General features: G+C 55.3%; 11 protein-coding genes. 5 read left to right on the top strand and 6 right to left on the bottom strand.

Annotation, left to right across the window (positions count from 1 at the left end):
- Positions 1-361: 361 nt before the first annotated feature.
- The gene (locus ACR0BI_RS21260; RefSeq protein WP_480879179.1) at positions 362-997 is read left to right on the top strand and encodes a hypothetical protein; all 636 of its coding nucleotides are present in this window, start codon (positions 362-364) and stop codon (positions 995-997) included.
- 201 nt (positions 998-1,198) lie between these two features.
- Here ACR0BI_RS21260 and ACR0BI_RS21255 read toward each other — a convergent pair whose 3' ends face one another.
- The 6 genes from ACR0BI_RS21255 to ACR0BI_RS21230 all read right to left on the bottom strand — a co-directional run bounded on the left by ACR0BI_RS21255 (position 1,199) and on the right by ACR0BI_RS21230 (position 8,155).
- Positions 1,199-3,064, bottom strand: coding sequence for a ParB/RepB/Spo0J family partition protein (locus ACR0BI_RS21255; RefSeq protein ID WP_480562985.1), 1,866 nt, complete (start codon positions 3,062-3,064; stop codon positions 1,199-1,201).
- 122 nt (positions 3,065-3,186) lie between these two features.
- Entirely contained in the window at positions 3,187-3,555 is a 369-nt protein-coding gene (locus ACR0BI_RS21250) for a hypothetical protein (RefSeq protein WP_480562984.1), read from the bottom strand.
- A gap of 608 nt (positions 3,556-4,163) precedes the next feature.
- Positions 4,164-5,321 carry a hypothetical protein gene (locus tag ACR0BI_RS21245; RefSeq protein ID WP_480562983.1) on the bottom strand — a complete coding sequence of 386 codons (1,158 nt, stop codon included), beginning with the start codon at positions 5,319-5,321 and terminating at the stop codon, positions 4,164-4,166.
- 232 nt (positions 5,322-5,553) lie between these two features.
- Positions 5,554-6,465, bottom strand: a complete 912-nt coding sequence (locus tag ACR0BI_RS21240; protein WP_480562982.1) for a hypothetical protein — start codon at positions 6,463-6,465, stop codon at positions 5,554-5,556.
- Positions 6,466-6,548: 83 nt separating this feature from the next.
- The gene (locus ACR0BI_RS21235; protein ID WP_480562981.1) at positions 6,549-7,556 is read right to left on the bottom strand and encodes a nucleotidyl transferase AbiEii/AbiGii toxin family protein; all 1,008 of its coding nucleotides are present in this window, start codon (positions 7,554-7,556) and stop codon (positions 6,549-6,551) included.
- Positions 7,557-7,558: 2 nt separating this feature from the next.
- Positions 7,559-8,155 carry a DUF6088 family protein gene (locus ACR0BI_RS21230; protein WP_480562980.1) on the bottom strand — a complete coding sequence of 199 codons (597 nt, stop codon included), beginning with the start codon at positions 8,153-8,155 and terminating at the stop codon, positions 7,559-7,561.
- A 391-nt stretch (positions 8,156-8,546) separates the two neighbouring features.
- Here ACR0BI_RS21230 and ACR0BI_RS21225 point away from each other — a divergent pair, with 391 nt between their 5' ends.
- The 4 genes from ACR0BI_RS21225 to ACR0BI_RS21210 all read left to right on the top strand — a co-directional run bounded on the left by ACR0BI_RS21225 (position 8,547) and on the right by ACR0BI_RS21210 (position 16,322).
- Positions 8,547-9,494 (top strand): hypothetical protein, encoded by a 948-nt coding sequence (locus tag ACR0BI_RS21225; RefSeq protein ID WP_480562979.1) that lies wholly within the window; start codon positions 8,547-8,549, stop codon positions 9,492-9,494.
- Positions 9,487-13,107 (top strand): DEAD/DEAH box helicase, encoded by a 3,621-nt coding sequence (locus ACR0BI_RS21220; protein ID WP_480562978.1) that lies wholly within the window; start codon positions 9,487-9,489, stop codon positions 13,105-13,107. Before ACR0BI_RS21225 ends, ACR0BI_RS21220 begins: the two co-directional genes overlap by 8 nt.
- Positions 13,108-13,493: 386 nt before the next feature.
- Positions 13,494-14,825, top strand: a complete 1,332-nt coding sequence (locus tag ACR0BI_RS21215) for a hypothetical protein (RefSeq protein ID WP_480562977.1) — start codon at positions 13,494-13,496, stop codon at positions 14,823-14,825.
- 159 nt (positions 14,826-14,984) lie between these two features.
- The gene (locus tag ACR0BI_RS21210; protein ID WP_480562976.1) at positions 14,985-16,322 is read left to right on the top strand and encodes a competence protein CoiA family protein; all 1,338 of its coding nucleotides are present in this window, start codon (positions 14,985-14,987) and stop codon (positions 16,320-16,322) included.
- The last annotated feature ends 66 nt before the right edge of the window (positions 16,323-16,388 follow it).

Here is a 16,388-nt window from a genome sequence, read left to right as displayed (position 1 = left end):
TTTGTTGCGCGAGGAATGCCCGGCAGGGCAGGGGACAATTCTGGCACCCGGCCTTTGTGTTCGGGGCGGACCCTGCGACCAGCATGTAATGCAACACCAAATGAAGGACCGCAGAGGCAGCGCTGCAACGCGGAGACACGCCAGCTTTATCATCCGCTAAAGGCCAAGGTCGGAACGCCACTTTGCCATAGACGACTTGCCTGGCACCGCGAGCGCCTGCACAGTACAAGGAAGCATGATATGCATCTGGTGCAAAACCGAACACTCGTCTCCATCTAAGGAGCACGCGATCCCGGACGCGATCGGGTGCCCACCCGAACTGTTGCTGGACAACGTGGCCTGCGCACACTGCAACAACGCCTTGGGAAAGGTCGACCACGCTTTGGTTAAGCAGTTTGAGATCATCAGCGTCATGCTGGGGGTTCGTCGCAAGGGGAAACGCCCTCCGACAATTGACAGCTGGAGCGCGATTGCGAGCGAACGCCGTAAAGATGGTCCGCACATTTACATCAACGGTGGTCCAGGGGTGATTGAAGCACGGGGAAAACGCCTCCAACCAGCACGTCGCTCCAACGGTATCGAGGATCTTTGGATTGAACCAGAGACGGGCAGGAGCGGCTTCACCCAACAGTTTGGGAATGATCCTCTATTCCTCCCGTCTCTCTACAAGATCGGCCTCAATCTGATAGCCTTCCATTTCGGCACCGAAAGCGCAGCAGCAGACAGATACGATCATGTAAGGTCTTTCGTGAAATCCGAGCCAGAAGCCCCGTTTCTCAATGCGGCTATGGACACCAGTGCTGTCATTGCAGCAACGAACAGGGTCTCGGCGCCGATAACAAAGCAAGGACGGCCGTATCCCATGTACGAAGTCACTCTTCTTGGTGTCACCTTCTTGCTGGATATGGCACCAGACCAGCCATGTCTGAGGGACCTCAGAGGGGCAGCGACATTGATGAACCAGCAGTTCTATGTCTTTCCCAGACCGAAGGTGTAATTCGCCAGAAGACCTCCCATGCAGGACTGCACCGCCCTAGCGGTGCTCCCGCGCGGATAGCGCCGGTCCGGCGGCGGGGCAGAGGGCTTGTCCTTCTGCCCCGCCGCCGGACAATTTTCCAGGCCCTGCCCATAGAAAAACACTGAACAAAAAAAAGCCCCGCCGAAGGGGCGCCAGTTGGGTCTCCCCACGAAGGAGCCGTCAAGTGCAGTCGGGCACCCATTTGTCGAGTTTGACTTTCTGATCGGGCGTCAGGCCCATGAGTTTCTGGGTGGTGGGATCGTTCACGAGCTTTTCCATCTTCTCGGCTTTTTCGGCCTTCTTGAGCTTGGCGAAAGCGGCGACACGTTCGTCACGAGCATCGCAGTCAAAGAACTCGCAAAGCAGATCGACCAGATGACCGGCTGAGACCCGTGAGAAGAAATTCTCCGCCGTGGGCGTCCAGTGCTTGCGGAGATCGGCTCCGGCCTCGTCAGCGATCAGGCCAAAGAACTCCGCACCACCAGCCCGATAGGGCAGGGTGCGCGCGATGGCTTCGGTGACCGTGGCATTGCGGGCTTTCTTTCCGTCCTCGCGGAAGGCGGCGAAGGCCTCGGAGAGGTCTTCGACACGGGTGCCTTTCTGCCAGTATTCGCTGGCATCGATCCCGTGATCGAGTCGCGGCTCTCGGGCAAAGCCATCCTCTACACTTGGGGCATTGGTCGGGCGGTCGAGCCGAATACCAAACACGTTCTCGAAGCTGCCCGATGCTTCGGACAGGCCAAAACCCAAAAGGTCCAGAACAAGTTCCGGCTTGGCCAGAAGCGCCGCTTGAACCGAGGCCAGCCGGATCGCCTGCATGTCGGCAACGAGCTTTTGCGAGTAGGGGGATTTCGGGGTGTCAGACTTGGTGACCTGCGGTGCTTGCAGAACACCGGCCTCAATAGCGGCCTTCTTGTCCTCGGAGCGGACCAGACCGGCTGTGACCTCGAGCTTGCCCGAGCCGTTCACGAGGATGATGCAGCCCGTATGGGCTTTTTGATCCTCGGAATAGTCGCCATCGAGAATAGCTTGCAATACCGTGAGCCGCGCTTCACCGTCCTCGTCAAGAACCCCGCCATTGGAGAGGTCTGCCAGTTCGTCGTATTCCTCGGCTTCTTCATTGCTCAGATCGCCCTCGATTGGGTAGAGGCGGGCCAGCTTCATCTGATCCAGCTCGTAGCAGTTGAGCCAGGCCTCGGGCCGGGCCTCGGCCCATGCCCAGCCTTGCGCCTCGACCAGATGGGCCCGGGCTGCGTCCATCTTCTCGGTGAAGAGCCGATCCAGAAGGGCAGGGGAGGCGAGGAAAACCTCGTCGGAGAAAAGATCGCGTGTGACCGCCCCGCCTTCGGCCTCATAGGCGTCGATCCCAACAAACTTGGCACGGCGGTCTGTGGCCTTGATGGCATCGGGGTGCAGCGCGTTCTTGATCGCACTCTCGGAGACAGCCTGCCCTTTGGCCTGATCCAGAAGGCTCAGGGTGAGCGCTTCATCATCGGAGAGGGTGAAGGCCTTGGCGGTGCCGAGACTGATCTCACCTGCGGCCAGTGCGTCCAGAACTGGCTCGGGCAGGCCTGCAAGCGCCAGTCGCTGGTAGACACGAGCCTCGGTGACCGCGAAGGCGAGGGCGACTTCCGGCACGGTGGCCCCGCGCGATTTCATGCGACCGAAGGCACGGATTTCGTCGGCTGGGGTCATATCCTCGCGGGCGGCATTCTCTGCACTGGCCCAATCCTCGGCCTCTGCGGCATGGGCAGCCAGCTTGACCGGAACCGTGGTGAAGGGGTGGGTCTTGGACCGCTCCGCGATCATTTGGATGGCCCGGAGGCGGCACCCGCCCGCGACAATGCCGACCTTGCCGTCCTCGTCCATGAGGCCAGCGAGATTATGGATGAGGCCGAAGCGCTCAATGCTGGAGGCCAAACTTTCAATATGGGCCTCGGAGACCGCTTTGCGCGGATTCAGATCGGATATGTAGAGCACCTCCAAGGGAATTTGCAGGATCACGGCACTGGTAGTGTCGGCTTGGATGATCTGTTGCTTGGTCATTGGGTTGTCCTTTCGGATGGAAATCAGGCCCGCTCGGGGCGCGTTACAGGCCTCGGCGGCTGGTTTTGTTGATGGGGTAGGGGAGGGGGGCCGGAACGTGTGAGGCTCCGGCCCCGATGGCGTCACCACCAGCAGGAATAGATCACAGTCGATCCCGCTTGGATTTCGGTCCGCGCCCATGCGCAGAACTCGAGATCGTAGTCGCGGGACTCAGCTGCCACCTCGTCTTGGAACTGATGGCCATAGAAAAACCCGCCCTCGCAATGGGGCAGTGTGCTTCCCTTCACGGCTTGTTCCAGCGTGTCGATGTCGGCGGGTTCCAGTTTCAACTCGCCGCAATTCAGATCGGAGGCAGAAAGCCCGGTGCGGTCCTCATAGAGCGCCTCCATGAAGGTCTGCAGCTTGGAATGTTTGCGCCAGACGAATTTGGGGCTTTCGCCTTCATCGCCGCTTTTGGGGGTTTTGACATATGCGTATTGATCTAGGCCCATGGCCTGCTCCTTTCGTGGTTAGAGCGGCGCGGCATCTTGTTCATGTGACCTCTCGGTCCTGTCCGCTTCCGCCAATGGCGGAGGCCTCGACTGATCTGTCAGCCCGAAAAGCCCCCGTGCTTTTCGGCTGGGCAGAGCAGGGGAGGGCGATAGCCCCTCCTGCGACCGGACGGTGACCCGACACAGGGGGCCGGAGCGGTGAAATCGGGAGGGACCCGCGCACCCGCGTGGGAGGAACCGGATTTCTCCGAGGAGGCTGGCGCGGTACGCGTCACCAGAGCCCCTGTTCGGGGCGCCGGCCGGATGGCAGGCGGAATCTAAGAACGGAAACCTGCCAGCCGGGTTAGAGCAGAGCGGAGACCCGGCTGACTTCTGGTTCAAGCGATCGCGGTTTCACCCGCGATCTCATATGAGACATGCACGAAGGATCGCTACCGATTGGCGGAGACGCGGGCAACGCGGCTCCGGGCGCAGCCAAGAGTCTGGTCAGCGCCAGAGCGCTGGCGTGCCAACCAGTTCATTTGGCAAGTTCCACGAATCCTCAAAGATGCCCGCGGACTTCAAAGAAGACTCCACCGACAAAGCCGGTGGAGCCAAGTAGCGCTCAATCACTCGTGATCATCATTGTTGCGAACAATGCCCCCATGTTCTTCGTATGCGTCCAGAAGAAGCCCGAGATACTCGCTTGTGCTGGCAGTAACATGTCCCAAACCCGGCCAAGTGAACGGAAACGTCATACAGGTCATCGCAAGCTCGAGCTCGATGCCAAGTCTGTCGGCAACCGCTATGGCCGCATCCGGGTCCTTGTCTTCAGGCCAAAGATCTTCGTCAAAGGTGATCCAGGCATCGTTCTCATCATCGACACTGATCTCAGCCAGCAAAGCACCGAGCCGCTCTCCTGGGTTGGTGGCATCTTCAAGAAGCGCGATCCGTAGAAGCAAGGAAATACTCTCCTCATCCAGCCTCAGAGTTGGCCTGGAATCCACCACGTCGATCCTGGGCTCGGGCCGCTGCCGACCATCAACACATTCAACAGCTTTAGGCTCCTCATCGCCGCCTTCCAACCACCACGGCGAAGTGAAGATATTCAGAGGAGACGCACCACAAATCGGGCAGTGCCAAAGATTTGCAGCGACTTGTGCGCCCGTGATTTTGCCATCGCAATGAAGGCAAAACCATTCCGCGGCCCGGTCACCGTGTAGCGGGTGAACGACTTCGCCTTTGGCATTTGGCTTGGTCGAACGCCGAGGCCAATCAGACGCTATGGCTGCACGAGTTTTCACAGCCTGGGCTTCCGCAATAACGAGCGCTTTTTCGACAAAGCCAGGATTAGCGGCTGGGCTGGTCTCTTTGTGTGTTGTCTCGATCTCTACCTTAGGCTGCGAGAAATCAGCCTCGCCTATGAGGATGCGCCAGCCATCACCCTCCATGCGAATGTCACCGGAGAACTCAAAGAGCTTGTAGGCATGCCCGTCAATCTCGCCTGCTTTGATCGGCTCGTCGACTGGCCGCGATAGGCTTTGCTCAATGAATTGCGGCTCACCTCCGAGTGAGGGGAAGAATTCACGAACAAAGGTATCAGCCTTGGCAAGCTCTTCCTCGCTCGGCATCCAGCCTTGTTTGGCCTTGACCGAGAGCGCCTTCCAATGTGGAAAGCCCAGCTCAGAGGCAATCGCATCAAGTGCCTCATGTTGGTTTGAGCGTGTGGCATGCGCATAGCGTTTTGCCAGTAATTTCAGTTGATCGATTTTAGTTTTGGTAGTCATTGTTCAGTTCCCAAAATAAGGATCCGACTAGGTGCCCGCTACTAACCAGATCCCGAAATTGGTCTGGGTTGTTCATTTAAGAATGAAGTGCTGCATAGCTTTGCGTGGCGGGCACACTGGCATGCACTGGAGGCCGAGTGCAACGTGCCGGATATCACCAAGATCGTCAAGTCGACAATGCACCCTTGGCGCAGCGGTTGTGCCAACGTCCGAGAATTCGAAATCGCTGAACCTAAAACGGACTTTCGAAGTCATCCACCTTTTCGTCTATGGATTTGGCCATGCTCAACAGCATCTCGCACAGACTCATGATATAGGCCTGGCCAATGTCATGAAGTTCACCACTTTCCCGATCGATACCGTTGCGATGGACGCAATCATGGCGAATCTTGATCGCGTCATGCAGCTGATCGAGTTTCTCTCCTTTGGGCAAAATATCGACACCCAAACCTACCCGAAAAAGGTTCGAGACCTTTTTCAGATTGTGATATGAAACGGCGTGCAGATGCTGCAGGAGCCTTTCCTTGGCAAAGTCTTCCACACCGATCGCGTCGGCAAGTTTGAATTGCGTGCTGCCAATTCCGAGATCCTTCGAACGTAGCAATTTTGCCTGCGCATCTGTATTGCCGCCAACGGTGAGAATGAGAGAATCTGCAAGAAAGACCTCCAGCGCCGTGATGCTCTGAGCAAGCAGCATTCGCGCCAGCATTTGGGAACGTGGATCATTGGATAGATCCGACGCCAACGACTTTACTTCCCCGATCGTAGTATAGAACGCGTGATAAACTGGCCGTGAGAACCGCTCTTGCTGTTCCAGCCATTCGAAATAGTCTTGGTCGTATTCGTCCTCATAGTCATAGGACGTACCTTGCACAGGGCTTGCGCTGATTTCGATTTCTGGGTGACCATCAAGCTCAATCTCGCAGGTATCCCAATCGGTTTTGGCCCATCCCTCAAACCCTGCATTACAAACTGAACACGTAACACTGATCGGCAAATGGTGACCTTCCGACTCCTGGTACACGACTGGTAGCTCTGTGAAGCCATCAACATCGCTCTCGCAACTGGGACAGAAAAAGGAGACGTCAGTTTCTTCCCACTGGGCCTCTTCCATTTCCATCATGAGTGCTTTGGCTCTGCCCATTTTTCGCCTTCCGATTGGGTTTTCTCAGGTTGGTTTAGCATTGTCAGAGCGGTGTTTCCCAAACAAGCATTCAGACCGATGGGTCAGCTGTTGATTTCACCCTCAAAAGCTTCAATGGCACCCAGGATGTCATCGAAGCCCGGCGCGTCCCCGATGATCATCTCCCGCATGCCAGAATAATCCCGTCGCAAGGCGGCGGTAAGTTCCGCATTCGGCATCAATCTCAGAGACCCTGGTTTGGCGTCTTCGTAGTTGGCCCAAGCGGCCTTGAAGAAAACCGATTTGTGATGCGCGACCTGTTCCAGCAAATCAAGGCTGCCGATAGCGCGCCCCTTGGCCTCGTGGCCGATGAGCTGAGCCATGTCGTAGTAGTGGCGTGACATCCGATCCGCGAGGGGTTTGGTGGGATCCTGATGGAAGAGCATGTGCAGGATCGTAGCCTTTTCCCAGAAGGTCCGCTCAACACCCAGCACTTTAACATCTACCCCGCCAGATCCCAGCAAATCAGGAAAAGCCTGATGAACATATGGCGATATCTCGCGAACCTCGGCTGGCAGGTGCACGCCTCGCGCCCCGAACTCAAAGCGCACAATGGGTTTGACGTAACCGCCGGCACCGTCCGACAAGGATGGATAGGCGAAGAGCAGGGTTTGTGCATCACCTGGGTCAACTGTCAGGGAGAAGCCCTGATCCAGACTGGCATCGAAAGCGACCTGAATCTCAGCCAAAAGCGGTCCAGAGACTTCTGCCTCGGCCGCATCCTGCAACTCTTGCAACAGTTGTTTCTGTTTCTTTCCGGATAAATCTGGGTTTTCGGGATCGCGGTCGCCTTCGAAACCAAGTTGTGCCCGATCTAGGGATAGATCCACATCTTCCGAGAAGCGATGGATCACGTCATAGGCTTTGGAAAGAGATGTCCCTCCTTTGAAGATCATGTGATCGCCAAAGGAGGGCAGAGCGAAGAGTTGCTTCAAGGACCAGCAGACCCAGAAGTCTTTCTCAATGATGGCCTTGGACATCCCGAGCTGCGCCGCGGTCTCCTGGAAGGCCTCGTCTCGTTGTTCAGGGGTGTCGTTGGCAAACTGATCCATGCTCAGGCGTGTGCAACGATCTGCTGCACGACAGGATGCATCCAGGCCGGCACATGCTTGCTTTGCTTGGAAAGCATAGCCCGATCCTTGTCATCAAGTAAGCGTGCCAACTTGCCAATCACCTGATCATCGACCCGGTCCTTGCCGACATAACGCAGCGCCTGAAACACGGCACCGGTTTTCTGGCCGGCACCAACCAGCGTCTTGGAGGAGGCATTGCGGAACTGAATCACCTGCCGACCGATTGTTTTGACCCGTGTTGGGCCATCAGTCATGTAGGTCGGTTTGGACGGCACCTGGGTTGAGAGTCCCAACTGGTTGGCGGCCATGGCAGGGGAGGGCTGCAGGACCTGGTTGTCCTTTCGAGCCACAGCCTGCGCGACATCGTCCGCGGACGGCGACAGATAGCCAAAGCGCGGGCTTTTCTTGGGATAGTCGTATAGCCCACGTGTCAGGCGTCGGATCACACCCTGATCTGCCAGACGCGACAACGCCTGATCCACGCTGGCGCGGGACCCGATGTCCAGAAAATCCGAGGGTGCAAAGATTGCGCCGCGGCCTTTTCCGATGATGCGTTGTTTGATCCTCGACGCGATCATGACTTATCTCCTTGTCAGAAAATATGGCATGTTTTTCTGAAAGTCAATGTTAGAGAATGCACCTCGAAAAGCTGGGGGAGGCTGTTCACTGCTACTGCGCACCAACTGACATCAAAACTCGAAAACAAGCATTCTCCACGTTCTATCAGAAGACTTGCAACCGGAATTCTTGGAGGTTGTAAGGCGAAAGAGTAGATTGCAATTGGCTCGGCGTTGAACGAATCTGCTACTTATAGATGAATGGAAAGAGGATAAGTTTGATCGCCAACCGAACAAAACAAAACTCCTAAACTTCTGAGGCACCAAATGGCAACTTCGATGTCGCCAGCATTCTATTATATTTGCGCAAACGATTGTGAAATAAGATAAAAATTCTGAAAGAAAGAACTCAATGCATACTTGTGCGCCGCCGAAAAATGATCTGGAAGAGAAGTTTGAGGAATATGCAACCGTCAATGGCGGACTTGGGCACACGCTTCTTGAACAAATTGAGGCAGATGATGGAACATTGGCGGAGGCACTAAAGGATTATTTTGAATCCGCACATCTGGATGCCCGAAACAGGTTTCATTCATTTATTGGAATAGACTTACACCCCGACGCAGACGGGGATACGCCCGGCGTGACATACCCCGGATCTCTACCGAGGACGACAAGACGCGGGTTGTTTGGCGAGGTTCTCGCAGGACTGTTCACCGAAAGCTACGAGTATATCGGCGCCCACAGTTGGAACGTGCCGATGTTTCTCTTCCGTTACCATGATGATGCCGCGAACTATCTTTTCACCCTGGCTCGCGACCCCACCCAAACCCGCCAGACGATTGGTCGCCTTGGAACTGATTTTATCGGAGTGTCTTTGAACGATGACGGTGAGGTTGTCCGGATTATTTCTGGAGAAGCCAAGTGGCGCCTGACTCTAACCCAAGCCCAAGTCGACGACGTCATGCTAGGCAAGAAGGCCAAGGGCTCCGCGGTTCGATCCGGAAAGGGTGTGTGGCGAGACCTAAACAAGGAGCCAAGCCCGCCTAGCGGCGCTCGACAACTGCTTGAGCTCCTTCGCGAGTATGACCCAGACGGCTTTGATTCAGCTATACTCTGCTTAGAGCGCGCATTGGTTGTGAAAGACCCTGCGCCAATACCGAAGACGGATTTGATCGTGTTTGCCGGAAATGGCCGCGCCAAGCGAGAAAAAGGCGAATGCCTTCTCCCTTGGGAAGCTGTTCCCGATGAGTACACCGCTGGCAATGATCTACAGATCGTAGAAGTAGTTCTTCAAGGTGGCGAAGACTTGATAGACACGATTTACGCGAGCCTTTGGGAGGACGGCGAAGATGCCTGATCTTGATCCAGAACGCAAAGAGATCGCTGAAGCGCTCAGGCGGCAAGTTGCTTCAGAGAACGAACTCACAGCTTCCCAAGCACGCGCATTTGTTCGCGGATTGCAGACAGGCTGGAACGTTCCCACCATTCAATGGGGCGAAGCAGAAACGCGGGAGCAGTATACCGATGCCAGGCGCCTGCTGAATGCGGCTTCGATACTTCAAGGCGTTGACGGGCGAGACTCGTCAGAAGCGCGTCTATGCTACAGGCGCAGTGGTGAGATACTCGAATGGCTATCACGCGCGCACGATGACCTTTCCACGACTGTTTCCCTGGAGCTCTTGGCCGCTGCCGCCTATCAGCTTGGCGGTAGTCCAGCCATGGCTTCTGCGCTCTTGGCGCAAGTAGATGAAGCCAAGCCCGGTGAACGCTTGTATGCGCAGTTCCTGCGGGCTGATTTCGATGGTGTAATCCGTTCTGTCTCTGACTTCTGGCGAGCAAACTTGGTAATCACAGACCGTGCTGCTCAGCAGCGTCTCATACAGGAAGGAGGTGACGATAACGTCGGGTGGTTCGTGACGGTCGAACTTGTCCGTGTCTTGGGGCTCATTTCGGACTCGCTCCGCCGTGGTGAAGAGGAGCGTTTAGCTCTTGCGACCCGCAAACTTGCTGCTCTGGAAAAGTTGTTGAATCGAACTTTTTCAGATGAGATTTCGCTCTTTTTGACCTTGCTTCATCAGGTTGCGGTTGGATTTGCCGAGGCTAGTATCTACGCACCGATCAGGCTTCTCAGTCAACTAAATGAAGAACGCGCTCCCCGTTTGGAGCGCTTTGCTCGTGGGCAGTTCAGACAAGGGCGAGGAATCCTTTGGGCTTCTCAAAGACAAGGTCTTGGCCGTCTTCTTGAAGAGGACTCCTTTGCTTTGTGCACACCAACGGGGTCTGGCAAGACCCTAGTTGCCAATCTTGCGTTGGTGAAGGAGCTGATGCTCCGCGCCGAAGAAGATGGTCCTCTTGCTCTCTATCTCGTGCCGTCTCGTGCGCTCGCAAGCGAGGTCGAAGCCAAGCTATCGAGTGAGCTTTCCAATGATGTGATTGTCACGGGCCTCTACGGCGGGACTGACTGGGGCGTCACCGACTATTGGCTTGATGCTGAAGAGCCCACGGTACTCATCGCCACAGTGGAAAAGGCTGACGCCCTCATGCGCTACCTCGGTCCACTATTGCTGCGACGTTTACGTCTTTTGATCGTGGATGAAGCACACCAGGTCGTCCCCGAAGATAATGAGCGTACGCAAGATGATTTCGCCGAGCACTCGTCTCGCACATTGCGGCTAGAAGCTTTCGTCTCAAAGCTGCTTGCGCGCGCGCCAAACATTGCTCGTGTTGCTTTGACGGCAGTTGCCGGTGGAGCCGCCGGGCCAGTTGCTCGGTGGATAGAAGGCGGGGAAAACGCCGAGCCTGTAGGATCAGACTATCGAAGCACACGTCAGATCATTGGTTCTTTCGAAACCAATCCCGGCGGTGCTGGGCGAATGCTCCTAGAAATATTGAATGGCAAACCGTTGTTTGTCCGAGGGCGCGACGATCCCGTATATATTAATCTACGCACACCGCCGATGCCGCAACTCCCTGCGGCCATGCGGAACAGTGTCAATCGCTTCAATCAGATAAGCGTTCTTTGGACCGCATTACATCTTGCGTCCGGTGGGCGCCGCATTCTCATCTCACTGGCGCAGCAACCCGAGCGAACAATGGGCTGGTACAAAGATGCGCTTCAACTCGCATCTTGGGCGGAAGTGCCAGGTTTCGCCCTTCCTGACGATGACGGTGACAGGCAAAGGTATGAGGACGCTCGCGCAGCTTGCGTAGATTATTGCGGAGAGGAATCCTACGAGGTGGCCTTGTTGGACCGAGGTATCGCGTCGAACCATGGCCAAATGCCGCAGCGTATTCGCCGATTGATGGTTGACCTAATAGATCGTGGTATTTGTCCGGTAACTGTTGCGACAGCGACCCTGACTGAAGGCGTTAATCTTCCCTTTGACATTATTTTTGTTCCATCCTTGATGAGACGTTCGTTCAACACTGCCGAAGAACGGCAAGTCGAAAACCGGATTTCTAGCGCCGAATTTCGTAACTTGGCTGGCCGAGCCGGGCGCCCTGGTGCAGGAAACGGGCTTGAGGGCATTACACTCGTGCCAATACCAGCGCGCCCCTCTACTACAGCGCGAAGTGCTCTTCGAACACAGCGCAGGCAAATCGCGGCAATGGAAGAAGACTGGCGTTTGCTCAGGCAATCCTTGTTGGCAGAGGGGCTTGAACAATTTGACATTGATAGTCCACTCGCACTTTTACTCGACGGCATTGCTGAGAGAGCCCGTGAGCTTTTGGACATCGATGGTGAGAATTTTCTCGCTTGGCTTGAAGAGGTCCTTCCTCCTGATGTCAGCCCCAATGCAGGGAGAACATCGGAAGATGAATTGGCACGTCTCGCGGATAGCATAGATGAGTTAGATGGCGTACTTTTGAGTGCACTTGAGGAGCTGCAACGCGTCGATGACGCCGGGCTTCAGGGTGCTGCGGCAGAAGAAGCGCTTGCCGCCCTATGGAGCAGAACATTCACCGTTTATGCTGCCGCGCAAGAAGAGTGGATGGAGGCAGCATTTATCCGCAGGGGTAGAGCTGTTTTAGAAGAGATTTACCCTGAGCGTGAGGAACGCAGTCGACTCTATCAATATGGCTTTACACCCCATGTCGGACGGCGGTTCGAGGCGGTAGTACCAGGCATTCTGGAACGGTTGAGAGAGACAACAGATTACGGCACTGCGGATGACGCTGAACGATTGAACGTGTTTCGCGAACTCGGTGAGCTCTTGGCGGATGACAGAGGCTTTGGATTTAGGGTTCGTTTTACCGAGACGGACCAAGCGATCTTGGAAAATTGGGGGAATGTATTGTCGTGGTGGATGCATGCCGCTGGTCACGAAGCTCCCGAACCGCAAGCTCTTCGTTCGTGGCAGCGTTTCGTAAGCGACAACCTAGAATTCCGATTAGGCGTGGGGTTGGGTGCAGTTGTAGCACGCGCCTGGTCAGATGGAGTTGACGGTGCGATCGTAGTACCGTCATTGGACGCCTGGCGTGAAACCACTGAACTGCCATGGTTTGGTTTCTGGGCAAGGGAGCTCCTCAGATGGGGAACCTTGGATCCGTTCGTAGCATTCGCCTTGGCCGAGGGTTTGGTAGGAACGCGTGAAGCTGGAGAGCAACTCAGGCCAGAATTCAATTCGTGGCTTGAAGGACAGCGGCAAGACATCGCAGCTGATGACTTGATCGATCCCCAGTTGTTCCTTGAGTGGAAAAATTCGCGGGCGGCAGGGGCGGTGCGTAGAGTTCGCCGCAGAACATCGAATGCGACACTCAGTGGAACTGATGGCCGTCGCGGGCAATACGCAGTCATTCCAGTGGTTTCAGATGGCGTCATCCATTGGTTTGACGCCGCAGGCTTCGCTTTGGCACGCTCCGACGCCGAGAATTCGCCGTTCCAGGGTTTGATATACCGTGATGATTTCCAACTACGCACAGATCAGGATGAGCCGATTGTACGCCAAACCTTCTCTGGTACTAGCTGAGACAGTTCGCCTGCGAACTCAGAAAATCCCAAGCCGCTCGACTGTTCCTAAAGCTTCGTTAGAGTTGGTGCTACTCGCGCACCGCTTTACAATAACTTTTTAGCGCACATGCGCATCATGATGAGCAAGACTATTTGTTGCGTTGTAAGCATCGACGGAATGCAGTAGCCTAAACCTAGCTAAATGACTGGGGCGGGCGCGCTGTTTTTGACAGGTCGGCGTAGCAGGCGGGAGCCAACCCAAATTCACCTGATCCGAGCCCACTGGATCTTGGTGATGCAGGCTGTTCCGATCCAATGATTGCTCTCTGACTTGCGCATGCTGGATTCGCCAAAGGGCTCACGGCTAACACTGAATCCTTGCGAAGCGCACCAGGAAAGAGACCAATGACGTACGACCGTGATAGTTCACATAAACACCCCGTCACTACAACGCTCGAGGCCCTGTCCAAGGGGATCGACAGAATACTGAAGCGTTGGCCGGAACCCAATAAGCCCTCCAAACTATCTCTACTGAACGACCTCGCTCAGGCCATTCGTCCGGGCGCGAATTGGGGTGCATTGAAATCGCAACAGCGCGAAGTTCAGCCGGCGGAACGACAGAATAACATGGCGTTGATACCAAGGCCCGGACGGGAGGCGCGAACACTTCCGGCTCGGATGTTCCCTATTGATGCAATGGACAACGGTTCCAGCATCTTTGAGTTGTCCGAAGATGTTAAACCTCTTTTCGGGATGACACACAGAGGGCATCCAATCGTGGGTCTCGTGCTAAGCGCATGGGATGGAAATGGAAGCTGTGACATTTCTACCTTCACGCGATTTGTTTTGGTAAAAGACGGGAAAATTGTAGTTGAGACCGCCCATGCTTGGGAGATGTCTGCTAGCGTTGGACATCTGGTTCTTCAAGCGGTTCAGAACCTGCAATGGACCAACCTGTATCCCACTTATGCGCAATCTGATTGTAGTCATCTTTGCATTTTGGTTGGCCCGTTCTATGGGGCCGCAGCTCTCCCCGGTAGTGGATATCGCCGCGCGGGCGTAGATGTCGAGTCGCAAGGCCTGCGTCTGCTATTCGATCCGAATGAGGTACCCGGCCTCGAAGATATAGACACGTGCCTGAGATTAGCGTCATCCAGCTTACCAGGACTTGAACTCGAGGCATTTCCCTCGGCCGATCCAATCCAATTCCGGATCTCACAGCCAAGAATGAATGTATGGTCGGCTACAGATTTCCCGATCCCAGAGTTACTGGACGGGAGAGATTTGTTCAGGCCAAACACTCGAAGTGATTGGTCCCATGGCGGCGACTTTATGTGGAAGAGGCGTGTCAGTGAGTACGGGAAGCTTGGCGAGGCATTGGATCTCGCGCTCACGCTCATCGACGTGGATGATCCAGAGGTTTATTTGCATGTTCATCTCACATCAGAGCCTAAGCGCGCAAGAAACGCCCGGGCTCAACCTGGTTGGAGAGGCGGGATAGTGAAGGGGTGGCGTATCCTAAAAATGGAACCGGGGTCAGACCCAATGCTCTTGTCGCTGGACGAAGAAACGGAACAGCGGTTTGCGGCTGGACTGCATGGTTGGGCGAAAAACGAAGGTTACTCTGTCGAAACGGAAAGGCCCAAGCAGGCAGTTGAGGCTTTGATTTTTCGGGATGCAAGGCGGGCTTCCCATCATTTGGATGAAGTAAGAGCAATCATGGACAGCATCACCTAGTTGGGTTCGGCAGGACCGCTCCTGGTATTTAATGCGGTTCGCTTGGTCATGCCACCGGTGTATGAAGCCAACTTGCAAGAGATTGCTCCGCGCCATACCGCGGGGCACAACACTGAGTCGAGTTGGACAAATGAGTAAAAGGAGCGGGCGGGCGGCCTCATGGCAGGTAAACCAAAACGAATAGTTGAGGCGGCAATCATCGATGGCATTGGTATCGTGACCGCTTCGGATCTTTTGGCTATGACTGAAGATCGCTGGGGGATGTTGCGAGACAGGATAACCGATGCTCGTGGTGGCGCCGAGGGACTGTCGGCTCGTTGTATGGCGTGCAACAGCAGTGTTTATATTCGTAGTGCGCGGCGCGGCGGCGTTCCCCAACCGTTGTTCCAACACTACAGTGACAGCGATCCCAATTGCCCCTGGTACAATGGCAAAAACTTAGATCCCGATAAGGTCAGAGCCTCTCAGTACCAAGGTAGACAAGAATCTCGGTTGCATCGGCTTATGTGTGAACAGATTGCGGAGCTTGTTCAGCTGGACTCTCGGTACATTAGCCACACGATCGCGGAATACCTGGCGCCGACCGGCAGCCAGCACGGACGGTTTCCGGACATATATGTTGAATGGGAGGGCTTTGGCCCGTTTGCTGTAGAGTTTCAGATGTCAGGAACATTTCAGACTGAGGTTTCTGCAAGATGCAAACACTACGAAAGAGAGGGTATCCCGCTAATTTGGGTGCTGTTCGGGTTGGATACCGCCTCATCACTGCCACAGAGCTTTAGGGACGTCATTCGCAGACATCGCGGAAACGCATTTGTAGTGGATGTTCCGGCCATTGAAGCATCGCGAGAGCAAGGCACATTTGTCTTGAGCTGCCACATATCAGAGGGCGCTGACCTGTCTGGTCCCGAGCTAGTTCGGTTCGATGAGTTGAGTTTTCCGCGGTCCAAGCTGCCCTATTTCAAAGACCAATTGGTGGGGCCACGTCTTCGGGACATTGAGCAGCTGCGCCGACCTTGGTTTCTCGCGCTGAATGACTGGGAACGGTACTCGCCTTTGAACGGATTGGACCGGGACGCGAGCGTTCTAGTTGCGGCGGCTTTCTCAATCGTCGCTCATGCAAACGGCCGCGAAGAAAACTACCTAAAGACCCGCCAAAACCTAGTGGCAATGCTAAATAGCCAACTTAATGAGGGCCCTAGTGGACGTGGCGGCGTCATTTCACAATACGCTAATCTCCTAGAGCATCTTATAAGAAACACGGCGATGCATTCTCTGCTAGACACAGCAGTTGGCCAGCATTTACGTCGCGCGACTGCGGAGCAAAAGGACGAGTCTTCTCCTGAATGGCGGTTGCTGCGAAAACTATTGCCTGAGGCTCTGGATCCCTTGTTGAGAGATGAATTGCTTTACTTGGACGCTCTGCCGTCATGGGCGCTCGTAGATTGCGATACTATGAGCTGTGTGGCCGCCGGTTTTCGGGCTTTCGACGCGTGAACACAGATCGTTCCTTTACCTCGGTTTGTTTTCCTGCTCTCTTCCAAAACCCTCACAATGTATTCG

Source organism: Ruegeria sp. E5, from assembly GCF_056534105.1.
The sequence above is the reverse complement of the archived record's forward strand: the minus strand, read 5'-3'. Positions and strand labels throughout refer to the sequence as shown.